The organism is Desulfobacter sp., from assembly GCF_050177295.1.
This window is the reverse complement of record NZ_JBFXHE010000069.1, coordinates 1-14,712: the sequence shown is the minus strand read 5'-3', so window position 1 is coordinate 14,712 and position 14,712 is coordinate 1. Positions and strand designations below refer to the sequence as shown.

14 protein-coding genes are annotated in these 14,712 nt (G+C 50.3%); 8 read left to right on the top strand and 6 right to left on the bottom strand.

Annotated features, from left to right (window positions below; all coding sequences use genetic code 11):
* The first annotated feature begins 103 nt into the window (after positions 1 to 103).
* The gene (locus AB7U36_RS07480) at positions 104 to 1,270 is read left to right on the top strand and encodes an iron-containing alcohol dehydrogenase (protein ID WP_428159165.1); all 1,167 of its coding nucleotides are present in this window, start codon (positions 104 to 106) and stop codon (positions 1,268 to 1,270) included.
* Positions 1,271 to 1,282: 12 nt separating this feature from the next.
* Positions 1,283 to 2,128 carry an aldo/keto reductase gene (locus AB7U36_RS07475; protein WP_428159164.1) on the top strand — a complete coding sequence of 282 codons (846 nt, stop codon included), beginning with the start codon at positions 1,283 to 1,285 and terminating at the stop codon, positions 2,126 to 2,128.
* Between the two features lie 15 nt (positions 2,129 to 2,143).
* Here AB7U36_RS07475 and AB7U36_RS07470 read toward each other — a convergent pair whose 3' ends face one another.
* The 5 genes from AB7U36_RS07470 to AB7U36_RS07450 form a co-directional block, all read right to left on the bottom strand.
* Positions 2,144 to 2,650, bottom strand: coding sequence for a HAMP domain-containing protein (locus AB7U36_RS07470; RefSeq protein ID WP_428159163.1), 507 nt, complete (start codon positions 2,648 to 2,650; stop codon positions 2,144 to 2,146).
* Between the two features lie 76 nt (positions 2,651 to 2,726).
* Positions 2,727 to 3,368 carry an L-threonylcarbamoyladenylate synthase gene (locus AB7U36_RS07465; protein ID WP_428159162.1) on the bottom strand — a complete coding sequence of 214 codons (642 nt, stop codon included), beginning with the start codon at positions 3,366 to 3,368 and terminating at the stop codon, positions 2,727 to 2,729.
* Between the two features lie 64 nt (positions 3,369 to 3,432).
* Complete coding sequence (gene purD, locus AB7U36_RS07460) at positions 3,433 to 5,196, bottom strand: phosphoribosylamine--glycine ligase (RefSeq protein WP_428159161.1); 1,764 nt, start codon at positions 5,194 to 5,196, stop codon at positions 3,433 to 3,435.
* The gene (locus tag AB7U36_RS07455; RefSeq protein ID WP_428159160.1) at positions 5,193 to 6,152 is read right to left on the bottom strand and encodes a D-alanine--D-alanine ligase family protein; all 960 of its coding nucleotides are present in this window, start codon (positions 6,150 to 6,152) and stop codon (positions 5,193 to 5,195) included. The genes purD and AB7U36_RS07455 overlap by 4 nt, the downstream gene beginning before the upstream one ends.
* A gap of 57 nt (positions 6,153 to 6,209) precedes the next feature.
* Positions 6,210 to 6,701: an SHOCT domain-containing protein gene (locus AB7U36_RS07450; RefSeq protein ID WP_428159159.1), complete on the bottom strand. Its 492-nt coding sequence runs from the start codon at positions 6,699 to 6,701 to the stop codon at positions 6,210 to 6,212.
* 276 nt (positions 6,702 to 6,977) lie between these two features.
* Here AB7U36_RS07450 and fusA point away from each other — a divergent pair, with 276 nt between their 5' ends.
* The 6 genes from fusA to AB7U36_RS07420 all read left to right on the top strand — a co-directional run bounded on the left by fusA (position 6,978) and on the right by AB7U36_RS07420 (position 13,497).
* Positions 6,978 to 9,011, top strand: coding sequence for an elongation factor G (gene fusA, locus AB7U36_RS07445; protein ID WP_428159158.1), 2,034 nt, complete (start codon positions 6,978 to 6,980; stop codon positions 9,009 to 9,011).
* Positions 9,012 to 9,194: 183 nt separating this feature from the next.
* Positions 9,195 to 9,992 carry a TetR/AcrR family transcriptional regulator gene (locus AB7U36_RS07440; protein ID WP_428159157.1) on the top strand — a complete coding sequence of 266 codons (798 nt, stop codon included), beginning with the start codon at positions 9,195 to 9,197 and terminating at the stop codon, positions 9,990 to 9,992.
* A gap of 135 nt (positions 9,993 to 10,127) precedes the next feature.
* Positions 10,128 to 10,811, top strand: coding sequence for an MBL fold metallo-hydrolase (locus AB7U36_RS07435; RefSeq protein ID WP_428159156.1), 684 nt, complete (start codon positions 10,128 to 10,130; stop codon positions 10,809 to 10,811).
* 138 nt (positions 10,812 to 10,949) lie between these two features.
* Positions 10,950 to 12,089, top strand: a complete 1,140-nt coding sequence (locus AB7U36_RS07430; RefSeq protein ID WP_428159155.1) for an ABC transporter permease — start codon at positions 10,950 to 10,952, stop codon at positions 12,087 to 12,089.
* 9 nt (positions 12,090 to 12,098) lie between these two features.
* Positions 12,099 to 12,857 carry an ABC transporter ATP-binding protein gene (locus AB7U36_RS07425; RefSeq protein WP_428159154.1) on the top strand — a complete coding sequence of 253 codons (759 nt, stop codon included), beginning with the start codon at positions 12,099 to 12,101 and terminating at the stop codon, positions 12,855 to 12,857.
* The gene (locus tag AB7U36_RS07420) at positions 12,808 to 13,497 is read left to right on the top strand and encodes an efflux RND transporter periplasmic adaptor subunit (protein ID WP_428159153.1); all 690 of its coding nucleotides are present in this window, start codon (positions 12,808 to 12,810) and stop codon (positions 13,495 to 13,497) included. Before AB7U36_RS07425 ends, AB7U36_RS07420 begins: the two co-directional genes overlap by 50 nt.
* 238 nt (positions 13,498 to 13,735) lie before the next feature.
* On the opposite strand, the gene AB7U36_RS07415 is transcribed toward AB7U36_RS07420, so the two are convergent.
* A partial coding sequence (locus AB7U36_RS07415; protein ID WP_428159152.1) for a M48 family metalloprotease occupies positions 13,736 to 14,712 on the bottom strand: 977 nt, incomplete at its 5' end.

The following is a 14,712-nucleotide window of genomic DNA, read 5'->3' as shown; positions in this document are numbered from 1 at the left end:
TTTTAATATGTTACGTTATGCTTTAGAATTAAATTCATATTTAGAATTGCTGTGATCCCCTTGCTTAAAAACAGCTTTGAACCATAAAAAAAAGGATTTTCATATGTTACTGGATTTTACATTTTACAATCCGACAAAAATTTATTTTGGGAAAGATTCCCTGAACAACCTGAAAGCCGAACTTGCCAATTATGGAGATACTGTTCTTCTGGCCTACGGTAAAAATGCCATCAAGTCCATCGGCCTTTACGATCAGGTGAGTTCCATTCTGAAACATGCCGGGAAAACGGTGGTTGAACTGTCAGGTGTCATGCCGAACCCTACCTATGCCAAACTGATGGCAGGCGCCAAACTTGTAAAGGAGAACAATGTCAGCCTGATACTGGCTGTGGGCGGCGGTTCTGTTATCGACTGCGCCAAGGGCATTGCCGTATCCGCGTACTGCGATGAAGATCCCTTTGAAAAGTACTGGCTGCGGTATGAAGGCCTTTCGAATAAAACCGTTGCTGTGGCATCCATCCTGACCATGGTGGGCACAGGCTCGGAGATGAACGGCGGTTCGGTCATTACCCATGAGGAGATGAAAGTAAAGGCCGGCAGGGTGTTCCCTGTGGAAGTCTACCCCAAATTTTCCATCCTGAATCCGGAATACACCTTTTCTGTATCCCAGTATCAGATGGTAAGCGGGGTGTTTGACACCATGTCCCATCTCATGGAGCAGTATTTCAGCGGCAATGACAACAACACAACAGACTATATTATTGAGAGCTTGTTGAAATCATCCATTGATAATGTCCGAACGGCCCTGAAAAATCCCGAAGATTACGCATCACGGAGCAACCTGATGTGGAATGCCACCCTTGCTTTGAACACCGTAACAGGGGTTTCAAAGGCCCAGGACTGGCAGGTTCACATGATTGAGCACCAGCTCGGCGCTTATACGGACTGTGCCCACGGCATGGGGCTTGCCGCAATTTCACTGCCCTACTACCGCCATATTTACCCTAACGGTATGGATAAATTTGGCCGGTTTGCTGCTGAAATCTGGGGCGTTTCCACCCTGGATAAAACCAAAGAGGCTGTTGCCGAGGAAGGTATTGATGCCCTGGAGAAATTCCTGAATGAATGCGGCATCGTAACCCGCCTTAAAGAACTGGGTGCCACCAAAGAGATGCTTCCCAAAATCGCGGAATCCACGGTTATCCGTGGCAGCGGTTATAAGAAACTGACACGTGATGAAATTTTACGCATTCTGGAAGCATGCTTTTAAAGGGGAAATAGCATGGATAATATCACTTTAAACAATGGGATAGAAATGCCGATTCTTGGTTATGGGGTATATCAGGTTAAACCCGAAGAATGTGAGCGCTGCGTATCAGATGCCCTAGCGGTCGGGTATCGTTCCATTGATACGGCCCAGGCTTACCAAAACGAGGAGGGTGTCGGCAATGCCGTCGAAAAAAGCGGTGTGCCCCGTTCAGAATTATTTCTTACCACCAAGATCTGGATTTCAAATGGTGGCTACGAAAAAGCCAATGCCTCTATTGAAGAATCTTTGAAAAAGCTGAAGACGGATTATATCGACCTGTTGCTGATCCACCAGCCGTTCAACGATTACTACGGCAGTTACCGCGCCATGGCTGACGCGTATAAGGCCGGTAAAACCCGGGCCATTGGGGTCAGCAACTTTTACCCGGACCGCCTCATTGATTTCTGCCAGTTTCAGGAGGTTATTCCGGCTGTCAACCAGGTGGAGACCCACCCTTTCCAGCAGCAGAAGGCTGCCCATGAAATTATGAAAAAATACAGCATACAGCACCAGTCCTGGGGACCTTTTGCCGAGGGGCGCAAGGGTATGTTTACCAATCCGGCCATCAAGGCCATTGGTGAAAAATACGGCAAGTCTGTGGCCCAGGTAATTTTGCGTTTTCTGATTCAAAGTGAGGTAGTTGTGATTCCCAAAACCACCCGTAAAGAACGCATGATAGAAAATTTCACTGTTTTTGATTTTACCCTGACCGCCGAAGATATGGAGCTCATTGAAGGGCTGGACGAGAATGAAAGTGCCTTCTTCTCCCATTATGCCCCGGAGGCAGTAGAATTCCTGACCAGCCTGGGAAAATCGTAATCGCCTGCCCGGCCACTACACCTTAAACTGGTTTACAGTGGTGGTCAAAGTGCCCGAGAGACCTTTTAGGTCATCGGCACTGGTTTTGATCCGGCTGCTGGCATCAGCCATTTCCTCTGTGGCAGCGGAAACCATGCCGATATTGGTGGATGACTGCTCTACGGCGGAGGCGACAGATGTGATGTTGCTGCTCATCTCCTCTGCGGCAGCGGCGACGGACCTGGATTTTTCGGACATGGTACCGGAACTCCGGGATACGATGTCTGAAATAGAGAGAAGACCGGATGATGAGTTTTCCAGATCTCTCATATCATTGGCAATACCTGAGATAATTTTCTGAAGTTTTTCCACAAAAAGGTTGAACCAGTTTGCCAGTTCTCCGATTTCGTCCTTTCGGTCCGATGGCAGACGCATGGTTAAGTCCCCTTCTCCCTGGGCAATATCCTTGAGCCCTGCCACAATTTTATTGATGGGTGCCACGATGGAATGGGCATTGTATGTAAAAAAAGATTTTTTTTCCAATATTTTTTAAAGTAGAAAAAGATAGGCCGTATTTGGACGGAACGGCACCTAATTACCGCGTTGCAGCGTTTAAGGTTTAATCTTTCAGACAGGCATAAAGGTCGGCGGCGGGGACAGCGCCCTGGCGCAGGATTCTGGGGGGCGTGCAGGTCACATCGACAATAGTTGATCCGGCACCGCCTTTGACCGGACCGGCGTCCAGGATCAGGTTGGCTTTTTCAATGATTTCAGGGTTCAGCATATCTGTTCGGGTGCACCCGGGCTGGCCGGAAAGGTTGGCGCTGGTACCGGTGACAGGAAAATTAACACGGTTGACCAACGCCCGGGCCACAGGGTGCCCGGGCAGGCGGATGCCAAGTTTATGGCGCCCGGCGGTAAGTTTGGGGCTCACACTGTCAGCCGCATCAAATACCAGGGTCAGGCCGCCGGGCCAGAATTGGTCCATGAGTATCCGGGCCTTGTCCGGTACCGTTGCAACAAGATCCTCAAGCTGGTCCGCGTTTTTTATCAGGACCAGAATAGGGTTGTTGCAGGGGCGCTGTTTGAGCAGGAACACCCTTTCAACGGCATCGGCGGACAGGGCATTGGCTGCCACCCCGTAAAGGCAGGCCGCCGGAAAAATCACCAGGCCGCCGGTTTTGAGAATTCCGGCGGCCTGGTTTATGATGTCAGGATCCGGGTGGTCTTTGTCCACCCGGATGATTTTGTTTTTACTCATTACGTTAAACAGGAAATAGTGGCGTCACAATGTCATCGACTTCAGTTAATGACATTGAGTGGTATCAGGCAAAAGATGCTGCCTTCTCTGCTACTTTGTCAGCCATCTCTTTTTTAAATGCAGCCAGTTTCTCCGCCACCACCGGATCAGACACCCCGATGATCTGGGCCGCTGTAATACCGGCATTCTGGGCTCCGGATTTTCCGATGGCCATGGTGGAAACCGGAATGCCCGGGGGCATCTGCACCGTTGCCAGAAGCGCATCCATGCCTTGAAGGGCGCTGGAATCAATGGGAACACCCAAAACGGGCAGGGTGGTGTGGGCGGCAATGACACCAGCCAGGTGGGCTGCATGTCCTGCCCCGCAGATGAGCACCTTGACCCCCTGTTCCCGGGCCTGGGTTGCCAGCTGCACGGCCTTTTCAGGGGTCCTGTGGGCAGAGGCCACAGTGACATAATAGGAGATGTCGAATTTTTTGAGCATGACCAGGGCGCTTTTCATCACCGAAAAATCAGAGTCAGATCCCATGATCACACCCACCTGGGGCGGGATAGCCATACGTTTCAATGCTTTGGCCCCAATATCCTTTCTTTTAAAACAGTCTTTAAAATTGATTTTGGCACAGGCTTCATAGGCCGTATTAATGGCCTCTTCAACCGTATCGCCCAGGGAGGTCACCCCAAGCACCCGGCCGCCGGATGCCACCACCTTGCCGTTGTCCATGGCCGTGCCGGCATGGAATACCACGGTATCTTTTATTTCATTGGCTTGATCCAGCCCTGTGATTTCATGGCCTTTTTCGTAAAATCCCGGGTATCCGCCGGCGGCAATGACCACACACATGGCAGCCCTTGGGTCAATCTTGATTTTATGGTTGTGCAGGGTACCGTTGCAGCAGGCCTCCATCAAAGGCACCAGGTCGTTTTTAAGCCTCATGAGAATGGGCTGGGTTTCAGGGTCACCAAGCCGGGTGTTGAACTCCAGCACCTTGATGCTGTCCTTGTCCACCATTAATCCGGCATAGAGCACCCCTTTAAAGGGCGTGCCTTCTTTGGCCATGCCTTTCACCGCCGGGATCATTACCTCTTCCATGGCTTTGGTTCGCAGCAGGTGATCCAGAACAGGTGCCGGAGAATATGCACCCATGCCGCCGGTATTGGGGCCTTTGTCATCATCAAATATCCGTTTGTGGTCCTGGGATTCGGGCAGGGCAAGCACGGTTTCGCCGTCCGTTAAAACAATAAAGGAGGCTTCCTCGCCTTTAAGACACTCCTCCACCACGACCACGGCACCGGCATCACCGAATTTGTTGCCTTCCAGCATGTCGTCAATGGCGGTGCCTGCCTCTTCAAGGCTTGTGCAGACAATTACGCCCTTGCCCGCGGCAAGCCCGTCCGCCTTGACCACGCAGGGTGCGCCCAGGGCTTTTGCATAAAGTTTGGCCTGTCGGGGATTGGTAAAGGCTTTACCCGCAGCACAGGGGATCCCGTACTTGAGCATATGATTTTTAGAAAATACCTTGGAGCCTTCAAGCTGTGCTGCGGCCCCGGATGGACCGAACACGGCCAGCCCCTTTTCCTGAAAAACATCTGCAATGCCCGCCACCAGAGGCCCTTCAGGACCCACAACCGTCAGATCAATCTGGTTTTGCCCGGCAAAAGCTGCCAGGGCATCAATATCGTCGGCGCTGATATCCACATTTTCAGCCAGGGTTGCGGTGCCGGCATTGCCAGGGGCGCAGTATATTTTATCTACAAGCGGGCTTTGGGCGATTTTCCAGATCAGGGTATGTTCCCGTCCGCCGCTGCCGACTACAAGGATTTTCATCGGGCTCTCCTTAAATTGTTTTTTTTATTTTCTTCTATGGCAAGTTCAATGAGTTTGTCCATCAGGACGCCAAATTCATAGCCCGCCTTGGCTGCGGACTGGGGGAACAGGCTTGTGGCTGTCATGCCGGGGATGGTGTTGGTTTCAAGGATATGCAGTTCTCCGTTCTTCAGCAGCATGTCTGTTCTGGAATAGCCTTTAAGAAACAGGGCACTGTGGGCTTGAACAGCTAATTGCTGTGCCCGCCGGGTGGTCTGTTCATCAATGCGGGCCGGGCAGATCTCATTGGTTTCTCCGGCCACGTATTTGGCTTGGTAATCGAAAAAATCATGGCCCTTACCCGGCACGATTTCAATGACAGGCAGGGCCTCAAGGTCCTGATTGCCTAAAACCGCGCAGGTCAGTTCCGTGCCCTTGATATATTGTTCCAAAATCAAAGTGTCATCGTTTTGAAAACCTTTTTCAATGGCTTGTACCAGGTCTTTTTCATCCGATACAATGCTCATCCCCATCGAAGATCCGGCACAGGCGGGTTTGACCACAATGGGAAGTCCAAGGGACTTTAACATGCCCGGATCAGGAACCGGCGCATGGGTGGAAATGGAAATATAGTCAGGTGTCGGGATACCTGCCTGGCGATAAAGTCTTTTGGCCATCAATTTGTTCATGGCAGCGGCTGATCCTAAAACACCTGCCCCCTGATAGGGAATGTTCAAAAGATCCAGAAGTCCCTGAACCGTACCGTCTTCCCCAAAGGGTCCATGGAGAATAATCAGGGCCGCATCAATATCCGGTGCATCTGTTACAAGTTTAGCCAGATCAAATTTGGGATCATACCGCTTGATGTGGTATTTTTCTTTATCAAGGGCCTCAAACACCTGATTCCCGCTGTTTAAGGATACCTCCCGCTCTGTGGACACACCGCCTGATAACAGGGCCAGCCTGATTTTTTTCATACCTCTCTCCTTTGGTATTGATTGGGCGATCAGCCCCGGACGATTAAACCTGGACGATCAGCCCTGGATGATGTTTTGACGCGCTTTTTCGAACTCTTCCTGGGTGATCAGATCTTTTTCATAAAGCCCGTTGAGTTCCAGCAGTTTACGTTCTGCCCTGTCACCTGGGCTTTCAATGAGCCTGGCATCGGAATAGGGAGAAAGGCTGGTGTGGCCCGGCAGCAGGAGGGGGGCTTTGGCTTTGATTTCAAAGGACGCAAGGCCGCCAAGCAGTCGTATCTCAACAGCCCTGTCATGAAATTCCGGGGCGCCTAACACTTCGCTCAGAGAGGAAGAGGTTTCTCTCATCCTGTGGTAAATGAACCAGACAATGGAGAGCACCAGGATGCCAATGCCGGCCATTATCCATGGAAGATAGTGATAAATCCCTTTGAACAGCACCACGGTAAGGCCGATGCCGGCCAGAAGAAATACGTGGAGCAGCAGGATAAAATAGGCAACAAAAATGTTTTTAAATAATCCGTCTTTGTCTTTTTTGCGTATACTCATTTTATTATTCTCAATAATGAAGTTCTGTACTGGTCCCGGGCCAGGGTGCTGCCGGGTCCGGTTGAACGGACCGCATCAAGCTTGGCCATCAGGTAATCTAGTTTTCTGTTGGATTGGTTGCTGCGTAAATCAGGCCTTACAAAAACCTGTATTAAGGGTATGAATTCTATTAAACCAGGCTGTGTTTTGCAAGCTATTTTCTTGACACCTAAAGGTCAATACTGTATCACCACTATGCTGGTTGTTAAGCTGAATATTAATATCGATACGATACCTATGAGCAAGCCAAAAAATATATCAAAAATCAGGAATATCGGGATCATGGCCCACATTGACGCGGGCAAGACCACGGTGACGGAGCGCATTCTATATTACACGGGAAGGTCCCATAAGTTAGGCGAAGTTCATGACGGCGAGGCCACCATGGACTGGATGCAGGATGAGCAGGACCGGGGTATTACCATTACCTCGGCGGTTACCTACTGCCAGTGGAAAGGGGCGACCATTCAAATCATCGACACCCCGGGCCATGTGGATTTCACCGTGGAGGTGGAACGGGCTTTGCGGGTCCTGGACGGGGCCATTGGTGTGTTTTGCGCCGTGGGCGGGGTGGAACCCCAGTCCGAAACGGTCTGGCGCCAGGCAGACCGGTACAAAGTTCCAAGAATGGCCTTTATCAATAAAATGGACCGCACCGGTGCTGATTTTTTTGCCGCCTGTGACTCCATCAAAGAAAAGCTGGCTGCCAATCCTGTGATGATCCAGGTGCCCATCGGGGCCGAGGAGCATTTCCAGGGCGTTATTGATCTGTTGACCATGGAGCAGATTGCCTGGAATGATGAGACCTTGGGTGCTGAATACACTGCCGGGCCTATTGCAGATGCGTTCCGGGAACTGGCCGAAGAATATCGGGACAAACTTCTGGAAGCCGTGTCCGAACTTGATGATGCCATCATGGAAAAATACCTGGGAGAGGAAGAGATCTCAGTGGATGAGCTCCGGGCCGCCATCCGGGCTGCCACCATCCGCCGGGCCATGGTGCCTGTGCTTTGCGGATCTGCCCTGAGGAACAAAGGGGTTCAGCCGCTTTTGGACGCCATTGACTATTACCTTCCAAGCCCCAAGGACGTTCCCCCGGTTAAAGGCGAGCATCCTGAAACCGGTGAAATCCTTGAATTCAAGCCGGAAAAAAACGCTCCCCTGGCTGCCCTGATTTTCAAGGTGTCCATGATTGAGGGCCGTAAACTCTCCTTTGTCCGGATCTATTCAGGAAAGATTGCTTCGGGTGAGGATGTGTTTAATCCCGGCCTGAACCGCAAGGAAAAACTGTCCAGAATTTTAAGAATGCATGCCAACAAGCGCGAACGCCTGGATGAAGCCTCGGCCGGTGATATCATCGGCATTGTGGGACTTAAAGATTCCGGCACCGGTGATACCCTTTGCAATTCAGACCACCCGGTATTTCTGGAAAAAATGGAATATGCACTGCCGGTGATCTCCATTGCCATTGAGCCTAAAACCCATGCAGATCAGGAAAAGCTTGATGATGTGCTGGCAAAATTCATGATTGAGGATCCCACCCTTAAAACGAGCAAGGATGAGGAGACAGGACAGACCATTTTGTCGGGCATGGGCGAACTTCATCTTGAAATCATTATTTCAAGGATGGTCAAGGAATTCAATACCAGTGTGAATGTGGGCAAACCCCAGGTGGTTTACCGGGAGATCATTACAGCGCCGGCAACCGGCCAGGCCGTGTTTGAACGGGATATCCAGGGTAAATCCCATTATGCCAACGTCACGGTGGAACTCAATCCTCTGGGCCGGGGCCAGGGTGTTGTTTTCAAATCCCTGGTGCCTGATGAAAAAATTGCGCCCCAGTATATTCCGGGCATTGAGACCGGAATCAGGGCGAGCCTGGAGGGCGGATTCCTCAAAGGGTATCCCATTGTGGATGTTGAGATTGTTCTGGCTGACGGGTTCAGCGAGGAAGGAAAGGCATCTGAATTGGGCTTTGGGGTTTGTGCGGCCATGGCAGTAAAAGAGGCCCTGAAAAAAGCCAAAATGACCATGCTTGAACCCATTATGGATGTGGAGGTGTTTGTGCCGGATGCCAATATGGGGGATGCCATTGCAGACCTTAATGCCCGGGGCGGCAGGGTGGAATCCATTACCCCGAAATCCGGCATCCAGGTCATCAAAGCAGTGGTCCCCTTGTCAAGGATGTTTGGTTATTCCACAGCCCTTCGTTCCGCCACCCAGGGCCGGGGCACCTTTACCATGCAGTTTAAGAGTTTTGATACGGTGTGATTCAATGTTGACCTCCCGTTCTGATGACCAATTCAATAGCTGCCGGCACAAGATGGATCTGCTTTTTTTCCGTGAAGATCATGAAGTAAATGAAGAAGCCCTGGTTCATCTTCATGGTAAAATAATTTTATGATTCAAATGGGTTGAAATCAGTTATTGGCGATAGAATAAAATCACTATGGATTGGTTGTCTATTGGTGTGCACCTATCAGGGCAATCGCATGTCGAAATCAAAACCCAGTAGTTGGGTTCATCTTTGCCATCCAGGCGGCAGTCAAGATAATCTCCAATATAATTGATTCTTGGCGTTTCAATGCGGGCACAATATTAACTACAGAGACTTTACTTAATACCGCTGAGCACCTTTTTGCCGAATACGGATATGACGGGGTAGGTATGAGGGCCCTGGCTGATGATGCGGGTGTTAATCTCGGCGCAGCAACCTATCATTATGGTTCGAAGAAAAAGCTATATATTGAAACGGTCATGAGACGTCTTCGACCGATTGCCGAGGAGCGGTTGAGATTACTTCGACAGGCAGAGGATGAGGCAAAGGGGGAGCCAGTACCAGTAGAGAAAATTGTCGAATGCATGTTACGACCGCCGTTCATGGCCGTGGTGGAACATCCGCATTTCCCGGTTCTTTTAGCTCGAAACCTGTTCATGCCGCCACCGTTCATGCAGGAAGTTATGGCCCAAGAGGGTGTCCTGCATCATGGTCCGTTCATAGGAGCGCTTGCCTTGACCCTGCCTAATTTGCCGCTGGACGTCCTGCAGATGCGCGAGGCGTTTGCACGCGGTGTATTGCTTATGTTTTCAAGTAAGTTGAGCATGATGCAGTTGCACAAAGAACCGGAGTTTTGCGAACCTGCTTTAAAAGAAATGGTGAGTTTCATCTCAGCAGGGTTTCGTGCTGGATCTGTGTTCTCGGGAAACGATCTTTCATTGATGACTTTCTCCGTCCCGTCTCTGGGCACCTAAGCTATTTTTTTAACTTATAATAATACATACGTATGATTTTTAATTTAATAATATGATAGCATCCCTAAAAGACCGCCCAAAAAAGGAGATAAGAAATGAGAACAGAAAAAATGAAAGTTTTTATTCATGGGGTCTATGAGTGAAGAGGCCTTGAGAAAAAATGAACTCACAGGATATCACCGTATAGTGGAAGGCGTTTTGTTAATTCTTTTGTTTCTTGGATGCGCACGCACGTCTGCATCTGTATCCTCGATTGGTTCAAAAAGGCGCCGTGCCCCAGGTGCGGAATTGGCAGCCATTCCAAAAATCGACATCGTTTTTATCAGCCATAATCACTATGACCATATGGACATAGATAGTCTCAGAGAGATCGAAAAACGGGATCACCCGATATTCATCCTGCCTATTGGGAATAAACAACACCTTGCCGGAATTGGTGCAGCAAGGATTGTAGAACTCAATTGGTGGGATTCCTTCAAAGCTGGAAAAGCGAAAATCAGCTTGGTTCCCATGCAGCACTCCTCATCACGGACTCTTATGGATAGAAATGAAAGTTTTTGGGGTGGATTTGTACTTAACGCTCCTGGTGTCAAAGTACTCTTTGCCGGAGATACGGGATACAATTCCCATTTCAATCGAATTCGAGAAAAATTTGGCCCCATGGACATAAGTATCCTGCCCATCGGAGCCTACGAACCGCGCTGGTTTATGAAGCCGCTGCATATACAACCATGGGCTGACCCCAGTCTCAGTCACACAATGAAAGTTGAAAATCTGTGCAGTTTACACAAAGCTTCATATAAAAAAAAGACCCTATAAACCGACGGAAACAACCCAATGAAATGTAGATTAGCCACTCCGTTTACAATACTCGCCGCTTGGATTGCGATCATTGCTAACCCTTTGAGGGCCGCAGCTCATACGAAGTTCAGTCTGCGCCTGAACTTCTGAAAAGTTATGATCGAAATCTCTCTTAAAATGCTCTTTGGCGAACGTGCAAAATACGCCATTCTGGTGAGCGGAATCTGCTTTGCAACCATCCTGATAACGCAAGGAATGGCAATGTTTTTCGGAATTCTCAGTTATTCCTACGCCACGGCCACGAATATCCGTGCTCCGATTTGGGTGGTCGATCCGCTTGTGCAGCAAGTCGGCGAGAATCAGCCGTTGCGGGACACGGACGTTGACCGTGTACGTTCGGTTGAAGGCGTCGAATGGGCTGCGCCGCTCTATGTAGGAAACGCACAGGTCAAGCTCCTTGGTGCCGGTGCGACCCAATCGGTGACGCTGGTCGGTCTGGATGCCGACACGCTGGCTGGAGGGCCGTCTAAACTTGTCGAGGGGAACATCATTGACCTGCGTCGTGCACAAGGCGTTATTGTGGATGCTCAATTTGTTGAACTGATGAAAGAGCAGCGCGGTGAGCAGCTCAGGCTTGGCGATGTTTTTGAAATGAATGACCACGAAGCCGTTATCGTGGGAATAGCAAAGGTGACTCAGGGAATGAACGGTGCCGTCTATGTATTCACGACCTGGGACAGAGCCAAAGAATATGCATCCGGCCAGCGTAAAATGCTGACTCATATTCTGGCGGCTCCGGCACCCGGCAAGCTGGCTGCCGAGATCACCTGCACCATCTCCAAAGAGACCGGTTTGAAGGCGGTGACCGAAGCTGAATTTAAGGAAATGAGTATGCGCTGGATGCTGTATCAGACTCCGATTCCGTTTGTCGTAGGATTGTGGGTGGGCATCGGTTTCATTATCGGTCTGGGAATATCCGGGCAGACATTCTACACTTTTGTGCTGGAAAACACCCGGCATCTGGGTACGTTGAAAGCGATGGGTGTCAGTAACCGTATACTGGCAACCATGATTGTGGTACAGGCGGGAATCGTCGGTTTTGCTGGATTCGGATTGGGTGTGGGCGTGATAAGTGTATTTTTTTCCTTTATGCCGGAGGGCCGCGCACCGTTGGTATTACATTGGTCCATACCGGTAATCGTATTCGTTGCAATTACACTGATATGCATGGCCACAGCATTGCTGTGCGTTTGGCGTGTAACGCGCATAGAGCCAGCTATTGTATTTCGAGCGTGAGGGGGATTGATGGAAAACTTAAAGCCAACCAATGGCGCAGAAGCAGCCGTTCGCCTGTCCGGAGTAGACAAGTCTTTTCAAATCGGCGATCAGATCACGCCCATTCTCAAACAAGTTGATTTCACTGCACTGGTTGGAGAGATGATCTTCGTGGTTGGCCCGTCCGGCTGCGGCAAAACCACATTGCTTTCCGTGCTTTGCGGGACCTTGAATGTTGAGGCAGGCGAGGTGTATGTCCTCGGTCACCCATTGCACAAATTATCCGCCTCAGCTGTCACGCGTTTTCGTTCTCGCAATGTCGGATTTATCTTCCAGCAGTTCAACCTGTTTCCGACATTGACTGTTGCCGAGAATGTTGCGATTCCATTGAGAATCCAAGGCATTCCAGGGCCAAAGGCAAGTGTCCGTGCCAAAGAAATGCTTGCTCGGGTCGGTATCTCTGAAAAAGCAAATGAACGGCCAGCTCGTCCATGTAACATCTTCTCGTTACACCGCAGCTTCTGGAACGAGGTGATTTATGTTAACGGTCCTGCGCAAATTTTCTATCTGGGTCGCGCTTTTCGGTATTGCAGCCGTCATTTTCATGGTCCGTCAAACCACGATCGTAGCGCCTGTACCACCGCCGCCTGTCCCGGTTGTACAAAAACTCACAAACCGTGTCATTGCTGCCGCAGGCCTGGTCGAAGCTTTGTGCCGGAATACAAGTGTTGCTGTGCCTGTGTCTGCCCTGATCAAAGAAATTTTTGTAAAAGAATGGGATACAGTTGAAACAGGTTCGCCCCTTCTGCGGCTTGATGACCGAGATCTTAAGGCTCAGCTCCAAACTGAACGGGCAAATCTTCGTGTGCGCGAAGCCGAGCTGCTTAAAGCCCGACACCTGCACGAGCGTACTGAGATTTTGCTGCCCATGCGCGGTGTTTCAAAGGAGGTCGCCGAAACCCGACAGGATGAGTTTGAGATCGCCAAAGCCCGCGTTGAGGCGGCCCGCGCCTCGGTAGAACAGACACAGGCTTTGATTAAGCGACTCACCATTCGTGCCCCCATCGGCGGAACGGTTCTGCAGGTGAATACCCGGTCAGGAGAGTATGCGGTATCCGGCTCAGCCCCCGCGCCCTTATTGCTTGGTTCGATCAATGAACTTCAGGTGCGCGCCGATGTGGACGAACAAGTTGCGCCTCGGGTAAAACCGGGAAGTAAGGCTGTCGGCTACCTCAAGGGAGATACCCAGAATCCCGTCAGAATGGAATTTGTCCGCATCGAGCCTTATATCACGCCGAAACGCAATTTAACCGGTTCGAGTACCGAACGGGTGGACACTCGGGTTCTACAGGTGATCTACAAATTTCCTAACGATCTTAAGCGCAACATTTACGTCGGTCAGCAAATGAATTTATTCATTGAGGAATGAGGCACCCGGTATGAAAAGAACCCTGATCACGATTTGCGGGTATTATTGATAATCAATGTACATACCCAGCGCATTCCCAGGGGCTGGTGGATGGTTTTTAGAAAGATAAGCTGAACGATCTTGAACAACGGACGTTGGCCGCGAACAAGGACCTTAGGAAGGCCAGTGCCCATGCCGATGAGAACAGGGCAGACTATTATTAATATTCAACTGAAATTGGCATTAAACTGCAACCAAGTTACATGCGATTGTCTTGGTGCGCCCCTTTTTTGCCCTTGCCTTTGAGATTTTCCAGTTCGTTTTGGGCCTTTTCCCGCATCTTTTCATCGTCCAGGGTGTCAAGAGCCCGTTCAAGCTGCCGGGCCGCATTTTGTTCGTCATGTATCCGGGCGTAATACACCCCGAGATAATAGTTTGACAGGGCCTGATTTGACTGCCGGGACATGATTTCAGCCATGTGGTAGTTGGCTTTTTCAAATCCGGGTTTGCCGTTTCCAAGTACATGCTCAAGCCCCTTTTGAGCTGCGGACAGGTTGCCGTTTTCAATCTGGGCAACGGACCGATTGAAAACGGCCCAGTCCCCCAGCAGGGGATCATCTGCCATACTGTCCAGAATCGTTACGGCCCGGGTATATTCCGTGTTGCGGATGTAAAGCCGGCCCAGCTCCAAAAGGATCATGGGTTCAAATGGATCTTTGGCCAGGGCTTTGTTCAGCTGTTCAATCCCTTCATTCATTCGTGTGGTCCTGCCGTACAAAAGACCTAGGCCATAGTGAAGCGCCACATTGTCCGGGTTGTTTTGGAGTGAAATTTCAATTTTAGGAATGTAGGTGTCAGGGTCGCTGTAAAGCCCGATCACCCGGTATTTGACCATGTTGTAGTCGAAATTTTCCGGTGGTGCAGGTTTGTTCGCCGCGGGTTTGTAATCTGCCAGAATTCCGGATAAATGGGATACCCTGGCTGTTGTGCCCGGATGGGTTTTAAAGTAATCAGGTATATTTTCAATCCCCTGGTAATCGGTCTGCCTGATTTTCAGCAGGCTGTCCAGTATCCCTCTTGGCGAATATCCTGTTTTCTCAAGAAAAAGAACCGCTTTCTGGTCTGCCTCGGATTCATTTTCCCGAGTATAGGTCAGCATGGCCGACTGCCCGGCAGCCATGGAGCCAATGGTCATGGCCTGTCCAGCTTCTGAACTCCCTGCTGCTGCTCCCACCT